This is a genomic window from Dactylosporangium siamense, from assembly GCF_016862795.1.
Taxonomy (GTDB): Bacteria; Actinomycetota; Actinomycetes; order Mycobacteriales; family Micromonosporaceae; genus Dactylosporangium; species Dactylosporangium siamense.
This window is the reverse complement of record NZ_BONQ01000010.1, coordinates 55890-70810: the sequence shown is the minus strand read 5'-3', so window position 1 is coordinate 70810 and position 14921 is coordinate 55890. Positions and strand designations below refer to the sequence as shown.

The 14921-nt window shown below is 70.8% G+C and carries 11 protein-coding genes and 1 pseudogene; 5 read left to right on the top strand and 7 right to left on the bottom strand.

All coding sequences use genetic code 11. The features are described 5' to 3' along the window. Positions 1 to 1602: hypothetical protein (locus tag Dsi01nite_RS01755; protein WP_203844195.1), on the top strand; the 1602-nt coding region annotated here is incomplete at its 5' end. Between the two features lie 15 nt (positions 1603 to 1617). Here Dsi01nite_RS01755 and Dsi01nite_RS01750 read toward each other — a convergent pair. Together Dsi01nite_RS01750 and Dsi01nite_RS01745 are read right to left on the bottom strand one after the other, a co-directional pair. Then, on the bottom strand, positions 1618 to 2406 hold the full coding sequence (locus Dsi01nite_RS01750) for an NPP1 family protein (protein WP_203844194.1): 789 nt from the start codon (positions 2404 to 2406) through the stop codon (positions 1618 to 1620). Between the two features lie 138 nt (positions 2407 to 2544). After that, positions 2545 to 3843 carry a S1 family peptidase gene (locus Dsi01nite_RS01745; protein WP_203844193.1) on the bottom strand — a complete coding sequence of 433 codons (1299 nt, stop codon included), beginning with the start codon at positions 3841 to 3843 and terminating at the stop codon, positions 2545 to 2547. A gap of 297 nt (positions 3844 to 4140) precedes the next feature. Here Dsi01nite_RS01745 and Dsi01nite_RS01740 point away from each other — a divergent pair, with 297 nt between their 5' ends. Then, positions 4141 to 7473 carry a 3-keto-alpha-glucoside-1,2-lyase-like domain-containing protein gene (locus tag Dsi01nite_RS01740; protein WP_203844192.1) on the top strand — a complete coding sequence of 1111 codons (3333 nt, stop codon included), beginning with the start codon at positions 4141 to 4143 and terminating at the stop codon, positions 7471 to 7473. Between the two features lie 43 nt (positions 7474 to 7516). Here Dsi01nite_RS01740 and Dsi01nite_RS01735 read toward each other — a convergent pair whose 3' ends face one another. Genes Dsi01nite_RS01735 through Dsi01nite_RS01725 form a run of 3 tightly spaced genes read right to left on the bottom strand, consistent with a single transcriptional unit; the run spans position 7517 to position 10478 of the window. After that, the gene (locus Dsi01nite_RS01735; protein ID WP_239135610.1) at positions 7517 to 8314 is read right to left on the bottom strand and encodes a carbohydrate ABC transporter permease; all 798 of its coding nucleotides are present in this window, start codon (positions 8312 to 8314) and stop codon (positions 7517 to 7519) included. Then, positions 8311 to 9177 (bottom strand): carbohydrate ABC transporter permease, encoded by an 867-nt coding sequence (locus Dsi01nite_RS01730; protein WP_203844190.1) that lies wholly within the window; start codon positions 9175 to 9177, stop codon positions 8311 to 8313. Before Dsi01nite_RS01730 ends, Dsi01nite_RS01735 begins: the two co-directional genes overlap by 4 nt. Continuing rightward, entirely contained in the window at positions 9174 to 10478 is a 1305-nt protein-coding gene (locus tag Dsi01nite_RS01725) for an ABC transporter substrate-binding protein (protein ID WP_203844189.1), read from the bottom strand. Before Dsi01nite_RS01725 ends, Dsi01nite_RS01730 begins: the two co-directional genes overlap by 4 nt. A 207-nt stretch (positions 10479 to 10685) precedes the next feature. Here Dsi01nite_RS01725 and Dsi01nite_RS01720 point away from each other — a divergent pair, with 207 nt between their 5' ends. Continuing rightward, positions 10686 to 11408, top strand: coding sequence for a FadR/GntR family transcriptional regulator (locus Dsi01nite_RS01720; protein WP_203844188.1), 723 nt, complete (start codon positions 10686 to 10688; stop codon positions 11406 to 11408). Positions 11409 to 11416: 8 nt separating this feature from the next. Here Dsi01nite_RS01720 and Dsi01nite_RS01715 read toward each other — a convergent pair whose 3' ends face one another. Next, positions 11417 to 12349 (bottom strand): MBL fold metallo-hydrolase, encoded by a 933-nt coding sequence (locus Dsi01nite_RS01715; protein ID WP_239135609.1) that lies wholly within the window; start codon positions 12347 to 12349, stop codon positions 11417 to 11419. A gap of 86 nt (positions 12350 to 12435) precedes the next feature. Continuing rightward, positions 12436 to 13362, bottom strand: a complete 927-nt coding sequence (locus Dsi01nite_RS01710) for a serine hydrolase (RefSeq protein ID WP_239135608.1) — start codon at positions 13360 to 13362, stop codon at positions 12436 to 12438. Between the two features lie 11 nt (positions 13363 to 13373). Here Dsi01nite_RS01710 and Dsi01nite_RS01705 point away from each other — a divergent pair, with 11 nt between their 5' ends. Further along, entirely contained in the window at positions 13374 to 14351 is a 978-nt protein-coding gene (locus Dsi01nite_RS01705) for a LysR family transcriptional regulator (RefSeq protein WP_203844187.1), read from the top strand. A 200-nt stretch (positions 14352 to 14551) separates the two neighbouring features. Continuing rightward, positions 14552 to 14887: pseudogene (locus tag Dsi01nite_RS58820) on the top strand (MBL fold metallo-hydrolase); the annotation flags it as partial. Positions 14888 to 14921: the final 34 nt, after the last annotated feature.

The window sequence follows — 14921 nt, the reverse complement described above, 5'->3', positions numbered from 1 at the left end:
CCGGCAACACGGGAACCGGGAAGGCGGGAACCCGAGAGCCCGCGGATCAGCCTTGCGGCGGCGATGAGTGCGTTCCAGGCGGCCGACGAGGCGTACCTGAGGCGCTCGTCCGGTGACGCACTCGAGGCGACGATCACTGAGATCGGGCGCCGCCTCGACGGGCTCGACCGGCAGATCCGGCAGTTCACCGCGGCGGAGCACGAGACGGCGGCGCAGCTCGCGGCGACGCCCGAGGCCGCCGACGCCGCGTTGGTCGGCCGCGAGACCGAGCAGGCCGAGCAGGCGCACTTCGCGGCGCGGGCGGCCGCCACCCGGGCCGAGTCCGAGCGGGACACGGCGCGGGGCGAGCTCGCCGAGCGCACCGCGGAGCGGCCGGCGCCGGGGGAGCTTCCGGAGGGCGTACACCTGGTGGAGGGGCTTCGGGAGCAGCTCGACGTGACCGTGGAGGCGGCGCGCGGAGCCCGGGACCGGCAGGCGGCGGCGGAACAGGCGGCCGAGCTGCAGCGCCGCCGGGCCGCGGACTTCCACGGGCTCGCCGGGGACCTGGAGGCCGACCTGGGGGAGCGTGACGGGGTCGAGGCGGCGCCGTTCGACGGCGACGTGGACGCGGCCCGGGAGGCCGGTCGGGCGGCGCGGCGGGCGTTGCAGGCCGCGGAGAAGGCGGTCACCGGCGCCCGGAACCAGCTCGCCGCCGAGGTGCACCGGGTCGACCGCTGGGCCGGTGAGGAGCGCTTCGCCGCCGTCACCGCGGAGGTTCGGGACCGGTTCCGCGGCGGGCACACGGCGGACCTGCCGGTGGAGCTGGCCGGGGAGCTGCGCACGTATCGGCACGCGCTCGCCGGTGAGCTGGAGGCCGTCGACAAGGACAAGCACCTGGTGGTGACCGCGCTGTGCGCCGAGGTCCGCGAAGGCCTCAAGACGTTGCAGCGCGCCCAGCACCACGCGCAGCTGCCGCCGGGCCTCGCCGATCATCTGCGCAACCGGCGGTTCCTCGACGTCGGCCCGCGCTCCACTGTGGACACCACCGACGCGACGCTGCGCAGCCGGGTCGAGCGGCTCGTGGAGCGGCTCGTCGCCCGGCAGGAGAACATCCCCGACGGGCTGACCCTGGTGTGGGAGGCGACCACCGCCGTCGTCGGCCGCGGCAACTTCACCGCCCGCGTGCTGAAGCCGTCGACCGAGCTCGGTGAGGACCGGCAGCCGGTCGAGCTGATGAGCAAGTGGTCCGGCGGGGAGAAGGTGACGATCAGCCTGCTGCTGTTCTGCATGCTCGCCCGCCTGCGCGCCGCGAACCGCGGTGGTGACGTGCCCGGCCTCGGCGTGCTGCCGATGGACAACCCGCTCGGCACCGCCAACTACGTCGCGTTCCTGGACCTGCAGCGGCGGGTGGCCGCGGCCAACGGCATCCAGCTGGTGTTCCTGTCGGGGCTCGGCGACATGCGCGCGGTGGGCCGTTTCCCCAACGTGGTGCGGATGCGCAACACCCACCACCGTGGCCGCAACTACGCCCAGGTGCAGGAGCGTGAGCTCAACGACGAGCAGGTGATCGAGGGGATCACCACCGCCAGGCTCACGTTCCCGCACCAGGAGACGCTGCTGTAGCAGCCGGGGAACAGGTCAGCCTTGCGGGTTGAACGGGATCCCGGCGGGCTTGGACGCGGCCAGCAGCGACTCGAACCGGCCGTTCGAAATCTTGATGGTGGCCGACCCGAAGTCGGCGGTCATCAGCCGGTCGCGCAGTGCCGTGGTGGGCCAGCCGTTCCAGTCGACCAGCGGCGGGTAGCGCCAGACGTGGTAGTGGTTCTCCGGCGGATCGTCGTTGGCGTTGGCCAGCCGGAAGAAGTGGGTCGACACACCGTCCTTGTGATACACGGTCTTGGGATGGGTTCCGTCGAACCGCACCTGCGCGCGCGGGTAGGTCACCTGGCTGCTGTGCTGGGTCGTGGTCACGTACTCGACCTGGTTGCTCGCCTGGTTGACCCAGGAGATGACGTGCTCCCAGTCGTGCCGGTGCCCGCCGAGGCTGATGCCGGGCAGCGCCTGGTCCTTCTCGAAGTAGCTCGCGTAGACGATGGCGCACCAGCCGTTGTTGCACTTCGACCGGGCGTAGGTCTGCGTCCGGTCCAGATCGGACTGGTCCCGGCAGTTGCCGTTGAGGGCGCCGGTCGGGTTCAGTCCCGGGTTGAGCGTGCCGCCGGGGCTGATCGCCGCGACGGCGTAGCACCCGTCGGTGTCGTAGTCGTACGCGGGCGAGAACGACTGCTCGTACCCTCCCGCGTTCTGCGGCAGGTTGGGCAGCGAGTCGGCGAAGGCCGGCGTCGCGGGCAGCAGGACCGCGAGCGCGGCCAGCCCGGCGACGGCCCAGGACGCGGCCCGACGGCCGCCGGTCCTGGTCGTGGAGTGCATCGGTTTCAACCGCTTGCCTTTCGTGGATCGACACTCACAAGGGATCATCAATATCGATGATTGAGAGTATGTCGCACGAGCGGCAACGCGTGAACATCCCGTGACCACGAGCCGAAGACCGGCGGCGCGGGGTGATCGTCAGGCCTTGAGGATGTCGCCGGGCACCTGCTGCCAGACGTGCATCATCTCGGTGCCGTACGCCCGGCACGGCGTGCTGCTGGTGCCGGCGGTGACGCTGTTCGCTCCACTGTGGAGGCCGACGGCCAGCGTGATGGAGGTCGAGTCCCGGGCGTAGAGAGGAGCGCCCGAGTCGCCGTTGCGGGTGCACAGCCCGTTGAAGTTCTGCGCGATGAAGCCGTTGCGCAGCACCTTGCCGCTGCCGTAGTTGACCGCGACGTTGGTCTGCAGCACGATCCAGCCGCACCGCTCGCCGCTGTAGATGCCGCTGCTGCAGTACTGGTCGCCGGGCACCAGCCACCGGCTCAACCGGTTGCGCACCGGCAGGCGCGAGGTCGCGTTCGTCGGCAGGTAGGTCCCGTTGTGCGCGTAGCCGGTCGCGGTCTGACCGGGGGTGAGCTTGATGGCGGCGACGTCACCGTGGTAGTCGCTGTAGCCGCTGACGATGACCGAACCCGAGCCGTTGTTCCAGTTGTCCACGTGGGTGAACCCGATGAACGTGTGGTTCGGCGAGTGCGTGGCGTTGGTGTTGCCGGAGCTGTTGGTGGTGCAGTGCCCGGCGGTCGTCAGGTAGTGCTGCCCGCCCGACACGAACGCGAAGCCCGACGTGCACTGGCCGACGTTGGTGCGGATGTCCGAGCCGCCCTCGAAGTTGCCGTTGTCGTTGGCCCGCCCGTCGTCCTGGGGGTGGGCGCCCGGGTCGCTCTGCAGGTGGATCGCGACGGCCTGGCCGTAACGGGCGGCGAGCGAGGCCCGCAGCTCGTCGCTCGCCGCCGGGACCTCGACGATCACCTGGTTGCGCGCACCGTCGACGAACGCGGTGTGGATCCCGCCGCCCAGCTCGATCGCCTCGAACTTGATCCGCTCCAGCTGGGCCAGGCTGCGGGTCACCTTCACCGCTTTCGTCACCGCCAGGCCACGGGTCGCGTTCGCCGCCAGGGCGGAACCGCTGTCGCTCGCGTACGGCGCGACGACGGTGCCCTTGGACTGGTACGGCACCGAAAGGTCGTCCGGGTGGTCCAGCGCGTTCTGGTACGCGGTGCTCAGCGCGGCCGCCACGGCCTCCGGCGGGGCCTCCCACACGGTCAGGTCACCGGCGAAGACCTCGACCTTGTCCGCGGTGGCCGCCGCGACGGTCCGCACCGGCCCGAGGTCAGGGTCGGCGGGCTCCGCGGCCGCGGGGACGGTCTCCACGGCCAGGCCGAGCAGCCCGGCGATCAGGCCGACGGCGACGGCGCGTCGCCGCACGAGGTGTGTCATGCATTTCCTCCAGGGTCGAGGGTGGCCCGCCACACCGCCGCCGCCGAACAACGAGTGACGTGGATGAAGGAGTCATCCTGGTGCAGGAATCGGAGCGAATCAAACTTTCGATGTTCTGGACCGAACTTCTGGACATTCGAACGAAAGTCTTCTAGCGTGACGTATCACATCGAGGGTCGTCACCGCCAAACTTGACGGCCCGGCGATGGCCCGTGTCGCCCTTCGGCGAGCGCGCGGGGAGGTCCTGGCGGCTGCGCTGTGCGCTGCCGTCCGACACTCCTACCCCTGGAGCGCTCGATGCAGAGAACCATCCTGGGCGCGGCCGCCGCCGTCCTGATCGCCGGCCTGTTGCCGGCCACCCAGGCCCGGGCCGCCGTCCCGCCGCAGGAACCCGGTGTCACGCTGCGCGTCTTCGACGTACAGACACCGCTGAACTCGATCTGCACCCTCAAGGCCGGGCAGACGCCGAACGTCGACAAGCTCATGCCGACCGTCAACTGGACCACCGCCGCCGACTTCGGCGGCCTGGAGGACCTGTTCCAGGCGCAGGTGATCGGCAACGTCAACATCGCCACCGCCGGGTCGTACATCTTCCGGCTCACCAGCGACGACGGCTCGCGCCTGCTGGTGGACGGCGCGACCGTCATCAACCACGACGGGCTGCACGGAGCGACCGCGATGGAGGGCACCGTCACCCTCGGCACGGGGTACCACGCCATCCGCATCGACTACTTCGAGCGCACCGGCGGCCAGCAGCTGACCCTGGAGTGGCGCCCGCCGGGCGCGTCGGCGTTCGCGCTGGTGCCGAACTCGGTGCTCAGCACGGACTCCGGCGTCGTGCGGGTGACCGCGCCCGGGCGCAAGGAGTGCGAGGGCGCCACGGACAGCCCCGGCGACGGGCTCCCGCTCAACGCGGTGCACCCCGGCTACACGCTGACCAACCTGCGCCCGACCGGCTTCCAGCCGCAGGTGAGCGCGATGGACTGGTTCCCCGACGGGCGGCTGGCGATCACCACCTGGGGCGGCAGCAACACCACCGTCGGCGAGGTGTACATCCTCAGCGGCGTCACCGGAAGCGCTCAGCAGGTCACCTACACCAGGGTCGCCACCGGGCTCCGCGAGCCGATGGGCATCAAGATCGTCGACGGCAAGATGTACGTGTCGCAGAAGCACGAGCTGACCGAGCTCAACGACACCAACGGCGACGGCCAGATCGACCAGTACCGGACGGTCGCGACCTGGCCGTACGACGGCAACTTCCACGAGTTCGCGTTCGGCCTGCTGTACAAGGACGGCTTCTTCTACCTGAACCTGTCCGTCTCGATCAACCAGGGCGGCGCGACCACGGACCCGCAGGGCTCCCCGAACCGCGGCACCAGCCTGAAGATCAACCGCAGCACCGGCGCGGTCCAGTACGTCGCCGGCGGCCTGCGCACCCCCGACGGCATCGGCTGGGGCCCGGAGGGCGACATCTTCGTCACCGACAACCAGGGCGGCTGGCTGCCCGCGTCGAAGCTGGTCCGCATCAAGCAGGACCGGTTCTTCGGCCACTACACCAACCCGGACGGCCCGTTCGACAACCAGCCGGTCACGCAACCGGTGCTGTGGCTGCCGCAGAACGAGATCGCCAACTCCCCGAGCACCCCGCTGCTGCTCAACAGCGGGCCGTTCGCCGGGCAGCTGCTCTTCGGTGACGTCACCTACGGCGGCATCCAGCGGGCGTACCTGGAGAAGGTCAACGGCGAGTACCAGGGCGCGGTCTTCCGCCTCACGCAGGGCCTGGAGATGGGCGTGCTGCGGCTCAGCCAGGGCCCCGACGGCGCGCTCTACGTGGGCGGGCTCGGCGCGGGCGGCAACTGGGGCCAGGACGGCAAGCTGACCTACGGCCTGCAGAAGCTCACCCCGAACGGCGGAGGCGCGTTCGAGATGAAGGCGATGCGCGCGGTCGCCGGCGGCTTCGAGGTGGAGTACACGCAACCGGTGTCGGCCGCCACCGCCGCCTCCTACCAGGCGAAGCAGTGGCGCTACGTGCCGACGCCCGCCTACGGCGGCCCGAAGGTCGACGAGGAGACGCTGCAGGTCACCTCGGCGACGGTGTCCGCGGACAAGCTCAAGGTCAACGTGCAGCTGGCCGGTCTCAAGCCGGGCCGGGTGGTATACCTGCGCTCGCCGCGGCCGTTCACGTCGACCAGTGGCGCGTCCCTGTGGAGCACCGAGGCCTGGTACACGCTGAACAGCCTCGTGGACGGCACCATCGCGCAGCCGGGGCGGCTCGAGGCCGAGCACGCCGGGCTCAGCGGCAGCGCGAGCGTCGCGACCGACCACAGTGGATACACCGGTAGCGGTTTCGTGGCCGGCTACGGCAGCGTCGGCGCGGCCACCACGTTCAGCGTCACGACGCAGACGGCCGGGGCGTACGACCTCAGCCTCCGCTACAGCAACGGCCCGAACCCGTCGGCGGGTCCGAAGACGGTGAGCCTCTACGTCAACGGCGTCAAGGTCAGGCAGGTGACGCTCGCCAGCACGACGGACTGGGAGACGTGGGCCGTCAAGGTCGACCAGGTGACGCTGCGGGCGGGCGGCAACACCGTCGCGTACAAGGTGGACAGCGGCGACATCGGTCACGTGAACCTGGACAGCCTCACCGTCGGACCACCGCCCGGCGACCACACCGGCACGCTCACCGGCATCGGCGGCAAGTGCGTCGACGTCAGCAACGCCGGCACCGCCAACGGCACGAAGATCCAGCTGTGGGGCTGCAACGGCACCACCGCGCAGAGCTGGACCCGGTCCGGGGACACCCTGCGGGCGCTGGGCAAGTGCCTGGACGTCGCCGGTGGCGCCACCGCCGCCGGCACCCTCGTGCAGCTGTGGAACTGCAACGGCAGCGCCGCGCAGGTGTGGCAGGCGCAGGCCGACGGCACGCTGCGCAACCCGCAGTCCGGCCGGGTCCTGGAAGCGGCCGGCGGCGGCACCGCCAACGGCACCCAGCTGCAGATCGCCGACGCCACCGGCGCCGCGCAGCAGGTGTGGACGCACAACGGCACCAGCCGGGTGCAGCTGTTCGACGGCGGCAACCTCAACGCGTTCGCCGCCTCCGACGGCAGCGCCGCGACCTGGCCCGTGTCGGGCGGCTCGGCCGAGGTGCTCGGCGGTGACCTGCGCACCAAGCAGGCCTTCGGCGACTTCAAGCTGCACGTGGAGTTCTGGCTGCCGAACCTGCCGCCGGAGGTGACCGGCCAGGCCCGCGGCAACAGCGGGATCTACCTGCAGGACCGCTACGAGCTGCAGGTGCTCGACACGTTCGGCAAGGCGACCCTGGCCAACAACGAGTGCGGCGCCATCTACCTGAAGCGGGCGCCGAACAGCAACGCCGGGACGGCGCCGGAGACGTGGCAGACCTACGACGTCACGTTCCGCGCGGCCCGGTGGAACGGCACGACGAAGGTCTCCAACGCCCGGGTCACCGTGGTGTGGAACGGGGTCACCGTCCACAACGACATCGAGATCGACGGACCGACCGGCAACGGCGCGGCCGAGTCCGCGGCGAACCTGCCGATCCGCCTGCAGGACCACAACGACGCGGGCGCCAACGTCCGCTACCGCAACATCTGGATCGAACCGGCCTGACCGGGTGCCCGGGGCCCGGCGCAGCCGCGCCGGGCCCCGGGCCTCAGCCCTTGACCGCGCCCGCGGTGAGGCCGGCCACGATGTACCGCTGGACGAACAGCGCGATCACCAGCACCGGCAGCGTCACCGACACCGCCGCCGCCATCAGCCCGCCCCAGTCGACCTCGCTGTAGCCGATGAAGCTGTACATGGCGACCGGCAACGGCTTCGTCGACTTGCTGCTCAGCACGAGCGAGAACAGGAAGTTGTTCCAGGAGAAGATGAACGCGAGGATCCCGCTGGTGACCACGCCCGGCAGGGACAGCGGCAGCACGATGCGCACGAACGCGCCGAGCGGGCCGGCCCCGTCGGTCATCGCGGCGTCCTCGAAGTCGGTCGACAGGCCCTCGAAGAAGTTCATCATCACCCACACGACGAACGGCAGGCTCACCAGCATGTGGCAGATGACCATCGAGGTGTACGTGCCGGTCAGCCCCGCGTAGTTGAACAGGATGTACCACGGGGTGACCAGCCCGATGCCGGGCACCATCCGCGCGACCAGGATGGTCATCGCGGTGCGCCGCATCCCGCCGCGGGCGATGGCGTACGCCGCCGGCAGCCCGATGAGCAGCGACAGCGCCGTGGACCAGCACGCGATGACCAGGCTGTTGACGACGTAGTCGCCGAACTGGAAGTCGTCGAACACGGTCCGGTAGTTGCGCAGTGTGAAGCTGCCCCCGAACAGCCGTCCGCTGGTGATGTCGATGTGCCGGCGCAGCGAGGCCAGCACCATCCACAGGAACGGCGCCAGGAACACCGCGAGGACGACCACGATCGTGGTGTACCGCAGGACCCGCTTCATCGCACCACCCCCCATCGCGAGTTGAGCTTGGCGAGGACGATCGCGAACACCAGCACGATCAGGAAGAACACGACGACGATCGCCGCCGCGCGGCCGAACTGGAACTGTTCGAAGCCGGTGATGTAGCCGTAGATGTTCAGGGTCTCGCTCTGGTAGACGGGACCGCCGCCGGTCATCGCGTAGATGATGTCGAAGGTCTTCAGGGCGTCGATCGAGCGGAGCAGCACCGCCGCGGTCATCGTCGGGCCGAGCAGCGGCACGGTGATCCGCCGGAACCGCTGCCAGGCGCCGGCCCCGTCGACCGCGGCGGCCTCGTAGGTCTCCGCCGGCAGGGTCGCCAGGCCGGCCAGGCAGAGCAGGGTCATCATCGGGGTCCACTGCCAGACGTCGATGAGCATGAGGGTGGGCAGGACGCTGTGCGTCGAGGAGAGCCAGGGCTGTGCGGGCAGGCCCAGCCCGGTGATGAGTGAGTTCACCGGGCCGACGGTCGGGTTGAGCATCAGCAGCCAGGCCAGCCCGATCGCGACCGGGGTGGCGAGGAGGGGCAGCAGGATGACGGTGCGGGCCAGACCCCGTCCCCGGAACGGGCGTTCGAGCAGCAGCGCGACCGCCAGCCCGAGGACGAGCTCCACGGCGACCGCGCCGACGGTGAAGATCACCGTCCGCGCGGTCGCGTCGAGGAAGCGGCCGTCCGCCAGCAGGGTCCGGTAGTTGTCCAGCCCGACCCACCGGGGTGCCCTGGTCAGGCTGCCGCTCCACGACTGGAAGCTGAGCCGGACCGTGTAGAGGATCGGGAAGACCATCGCCAGGATGACGAACAGGGTCGCCGGCGACGCGAACAGCCAACGCAACCGGCGATTCATTTGCCGTCGGTCTTCAGGAACTCGGTGAGGTCCTTGTCCGCGGCGGCCGCCGCGGCCGCGACGTCCTTGCCCTGGATCGACGCGACGATGACGCTGCCGACGATCTCGCGGGACCGGGCCACCCCGACGACCTGGGGCCGGTCGTGGTCGGTGGTCGTGAGCTTCATCGTGGCGTTGAGCGCGGCGACGTACTCGGCGGGGAACCCTTTCGTGCCGTCCGCGGAGCTCCACGCCGACAGCCGGGGACCGGGCACCGCCTTCTGCTGGAGTTTCAGCACGTTGTCCTTGCTGGCGATCCAGCTGATGAACCTCTTGGCGGCGGCGGCGTGTGGTGCCTTCGCGCTGACCCCGAGTGCCCAGCTGGCCACCTGGTAGGGCCTGGCGCCGGCCGGTCCGGCGGGGAACGGTGCGAAGCCGAGGTCGTCGGTGATCTTCGACTTCTGCTTGTCGAGCATGCCGGCCACGATCGAGTCGGCGTCGGTGTACATGGCGGCCTTGCCCTGCACGAACACTGCTAGGGCCTCCGGCCAGTTCATCTGCAGGGTCGCGTCGGCCGGACGGGGTCCGTAGTCGCGCAGCAGCGAGCCGTAGACGTCGAACGCCTTGATCGCCTCGGGGGTGTTGATGGCGGACTTCCCGTCCTTGATGAAGTCGCCGCCGTAGCCGTAGAGGTAGCTGGAGAACTGGGTGACCGCGTTGGCCTGCTTGCCCCGGGCGATGAAGCCGGCGACCCCGCCGGGCTTGTCGTCGAGCTTCTGCGCGGCGGCGACGAGGTCGTCGAGCGACTTCGGGACCTCGATCCCCTTCTGCCGCAGCAGCGACTTGCGGTAGTAGAGGATCTCCCGCTCGGTGACGATCGGTGCGCCGTAGACCTTGTTGTCGATGGTGACCGTGCCGCGCGGGCCGTCCTGGAAGTCGGCCCAGTCGAACGCGCCGTCCTTGGTGAGGTCGGCCAGCTCGACCAGCCAGCCGTTCAGCACGAACTGCCTGCCTTCCTGCGGCGGGCGGTACATCACGACGTCGATCTCGCTGTTGGGTGCGTTGAGCTTGACGGTCAGCTGCTGGGTCAGCTGGTCCTCGGCGAACGACTCGATGCTGACCTTGGTGCCGGTGGCTTTCTGGTACTCGTCGAGCAGGCCGAGGGATTTCACCGCCTCGGTCCACGGATGGTTGGCGGTGACGAGGTTGAGCACTCCGCCGTCGGCGGAGTCGGATGAGGAACCGCTGTTGCCGCAGCCGGCGGAGGCTGCGACGAGGGCGGTGCACAGCAGGGCGGACAGAACTGGGGTGGCTCGACGCATGGCGACCTCTTCGTGTCAGTGGCGAGCTGCGACGGGTCAGGGTGCGGGGCCGGCGGTGGCGGGGTGGGGGTGCAAGGGGCGGATGCCGGCCGAGCAGGCGACGTAGCGCGAGAGTAAATAAGTCATACTAGTTTGGCAAGCCTTGTCGTCCGGACGATCATTTGGCGATACTCCGGTGGCGCCATGGAATTCCAGATAGGAGGGCCTGTGCCCACCGGTTCAAAACTGCGCGGCAGCCTCTACGGCCGGCTGGTCGACACCATCGGCCGGCAGATCACCACCGGTGAGCTGCCGGCCGGTGCCACGATCTTCATCGACGGGCTGGTCGAGCAGCACGGCATCTCCCGGCCGATGGTCCGCGAGTGCCTGCGGATGCTGGAGTCGAAGGGCATGCTCGAGGCCCGCCCCCGGCTCGGCACCCGGGTGCTGGGCATCGGGTCGTGGAACCTGCTCGATCCGGACGTCATCGCCTGGCGCATGGCCGGCGCGAACCTGCACGACCACCTGGCCGAGATGATGGACCTCCGGGAGGCGGTCGAGCCGGTGGCCGCCAGGATGGCGACCACCAACATCAAACCGGCGCAGCTGTCCCTCCTGCGCGAATGCGCCGAGACCATGCAGGCGACCAGGGTCAGAGGGGACTACCACGCGTATCTCGTGGCCGACGTGCGGTTCCACGACACCCTGCTGTCGGCGAGCGGGAACAAGATCTTCGCCCAGCTCAGCCACGCGGTCGAGAGTGCGCTGCGGGGGCGCCAGCAGACCAACCTGTTCCCCGACGAGGTGCCCCGCGTCCAGGTCGACGCCCACCTGACCATCGTGGAGTGCATGGAGCGCGGCGACCCGGCCGCCGTCGAACAGGCGGCGCGGGACCAGCTGCGCGTGACCAGGGAGGAGATCGAGGAGCGCAGCCGCCGCTGGCGCTCCTGATCACGGTCTCAGAAGGTGTACGGGGTGTCGTACTCCGGCCGGATCACCTGCGAGCGCGGCGACGCCTTGCGGACCGCGGCGATCAGGGCGTCGAGGCGGGTCGCGTCGGCGGGGGCGATCGTCGGCGGGTTGCGCAGGTCGGTCTCGAAGTTGTCCCAGTGCACCGGCACCACGACCTTCGGCCGGCCGAGCGCCTCCATCAGCCGGGGGACGTAGTCGTCGGTGGCGGTGCTGGACGGCAGCGCGACCATCGCCACGTCCGGGTCCAGCCCGGTGAGGTTGCGTTCGACGAAGTCGCTGCCGCCCATGAAGAACACCGACGGGCCGCCGGCGATCCTGACCTGGAACGACAGCGTGTCGCCCTCGGGCAGGTCGGCGATCGTCTGCGGCGGTGCCGGCTGGCTGACCCGCACGCCCGGGAACGCCATCGAGTAGGCGGCGTTGCGGCTGTGCAGCGACGCGACGACCTCGACCGTGTAGTCGCCGAAGTCGAGGACCTCGCCGCCCTTGACCGGGCACAGCTTGCCGCTCGGCACGCCTCCGGCCAGGGCCAGGTGGTAGGCGGTGAGGGTGCCGACGACGCGGGCGCCGGTGGTCGTGGCGATGTGCGGGACGTCGTTGAAGTGGTCCCAGTGCGTGTGCGTGACCAGGACCGTCTCCGGCTTGCCGACCCGGGCCGCGATGACATCGGCCTTGACGGTCAGCTTCGTGGCGGGGTTGAACGCCCCGGTGAACAGTCCGGTGTCGAACCGGCTCAGGTACGGGTCGACGAGCAGCGTCCGCGCGCCGACGTCGATCCGCCAGCCGGCGGTCCCGAACCAGCGGAATGTGCCGGCGCCACGAGCCGGCCGCGGCAGCGGCCGGAGCGGCTGGAAGGGCGGCTGGAAGGGCAACGGCGGTGGGAACGGCGGCGACGGCGACGGCGGTACGGATGAAATCACGACGATCTGGCATGCGCCCACCCAAGCAGGGCGGATCGCACCGTGTCCAAGATCAGATCACCGCTGAGGGCATATCCGATCGGATATCAGCGCAGGTCACGGAGGCGTTCGACGGCGGTCGACGCGGCCGTTGCGAGCGTCGCGTCCAGCACGCCGGGGGCCGCGGCGGACCGCACGAAGGCCGCGACGGCGAACCGGCCACCGTCGGGAAACTCGACCACGCCCGCCTCCATCGCGTGGCCGGGCAGCGTCCCCGTCTTGCCGGCCACCCGCACGTCCGCCGGGAATCCCGCGGCGAGCCTGGTCCGGAACAGCTGCCGGAACATGAGCCCGCGCACCGCCGCGCAGGCCTCCGCCGGGCCGGCCTCGTCGCGCCAGATGAGGCCGAGCAGCCGGGTCATCTCCTCCGGCGTGCTCGACGTCGTGCGGGCCGGGTCGAACACCCGCAAGGCCCGCACGCGCGAGGGCGGCAGCGTCGGGAACACCCGGCCGAACTCGGCGGCGTCGCGGGCGCCGACGTCGTCGAACATCGACTCGAGCAGCTGCCGCGGGCCGCCGGCGATCCGGGTCCGGTGCAGGCCGAGCTCGGCGGCGAGCAGCGGCACCACGTCCGGGCCGACCCGGTCCAGCAGCACGTCCGCGGCCGTGTTGTCACTGACCGACATCGTGAAGTACGCGAGGTCCCGCAGCGACAGCTCGACGTCGTCGACGCAGCCCGCCGTGCCCCAGCCGCCGAGCCGGTCCCCGGTGCGCACGACGACCCGTTCCGCCGGGTCGAGGGTGCCCGTCGAGACCTGCCGGGCGAACTCGAGGACGATGAGGATCTTCACGATCGAGGCGATCACCACCGGCTCGCCGGCTCCGTAACCGATTTCGCGGCCGGTGTCGACGTCGCGGGCGTGCAGCCACCCCTCCACGCCGGCGCCGGTGAACACGGCGGCCAGCTCGTCGTCGGTCGACATCTCCACCCCCGCGCCGGCGGACACCTCGGCGACCGCATCGTTGATCGACATAGGGTCAGCCTATGGCGGACCTGTCGCGGCACCTGCGGTACTTCCTGGTCGTCGCCGAGGAGCTGCACTTCAGCCGGGCCGCGGAGCTGCTCGGCATCGCCCAGCCGCCGCTGAGCCAGGCGATGCGCCGGCTCGAACGCGAGCTCGGCGTGACCCTGTTCGACCGGCTGCCGCGCGGCACCGAGCTGACCGCCGCCGGGCACGCGCTGCGCGACGAGGCGGAGCGGTTCCTGGCCGCGGAGCAGCGGCTGCGGGCGCTCATGCACAGCATCCGCGACGGTGACCTCGGCACGCTGCGCGCCGGCGTGCCACCGGAGACGCCGGCGCCGGCCCTGGGCGAGCTGCTGCGCCGCCTCGCGGAGCAGGCCCCCGGCCTCGACGTCGACCTGCAGGAGCTGTCCACGGCCGAGCAGCTGGAGCAGCTCGCCGGCGCGCGCCTCGACGTGGGCCTGGTGCACCACCCGGTGGACGCCGCCGACCTGGCCTCCGGCCCCGTGACCCGGGTCCGGCTCGGGGTGGTCCTGCCCCGGACCTCGCCGCTGACCCGGCTCCCCGCCCTGCGGCTGGAGCAGCTGGCCGGGCACGGCCTCGTCCTGTTCCCGCGCTCGACGGCGCCGGCCCGGTACGACGAGCTGCTCGCCACCTGCCGCGAAAACGGTTACGCGCTGAGTGGCATCCGGCACGCCCGCAACCCGGAGTTCCTGTGCGGGCTGGTCCTGGCCGGCCTGGGCATCGCGTTGGAGCGGGAGGCTTCGGTGCGCCGTGAGCCACGCCTCGCCTGGCGGCCCCTGGAGGGCGACCCGCTGTGGCAGGAGACGTCCGCCGTGTGGCCGGCCACGAACCCGCACCCGGCGGTGGCCCGGTTCGCCGCGATCGCCCGCGAGGTTCTGGAGGCCGGCCCCGGGCGCCCCGACCGGATCGTCGGCGCGCCCGGGCCCTGGTCGGTCGTCTACAACGAACCGGGCTCCCGACCGGCTTCCAGCCGGTAGCCGGTCGGGGCTTCCAGTCGGTAGCCGGTCGGGCTTCCAGCCGGTAGCGCTCCGCACCGCGAGGCTCGACCTCCCCGCCGCGCTGCGGGTCGTCCGCGTCCAAGGCGCCGCCATGGAACGCGCCTCGCGGCCCCACGTCTTGTAAATCAATGTCGTGTCATCTAATGTCGTGTCATTGAATCCGCGACGAAGGAGCCGTCATGCACCCGCACAACCCGATCGCCAAGGTCTCCGTCCTGAGCACCGGCGCCGTGGCCATCCGCCCCGAGCACGTCGGACCGACCTGGAAGAACACCTACGTCTGGCTGTTCACCTCGCGGCGCTGGACCGACCCGCGCCCGATCAACGTCTACGTCATCGAGCACCGCGACGGCCTGGTGCTGTTCGACACCGGGCAGGACCGCGCCTCGGTGACCGACCCTGACTACTTCCCGGGCGGCCTGACCGGCAAGGTGTATTCGAGGCTGGCGACGTTCGACATCGAACCGGACCAGACCCTCGCGGCCGGCCTGCGCCGGCTGGGTCACGGCGTCGACGACGTCCACACCGCCGTGATCTCGCACCTGCATC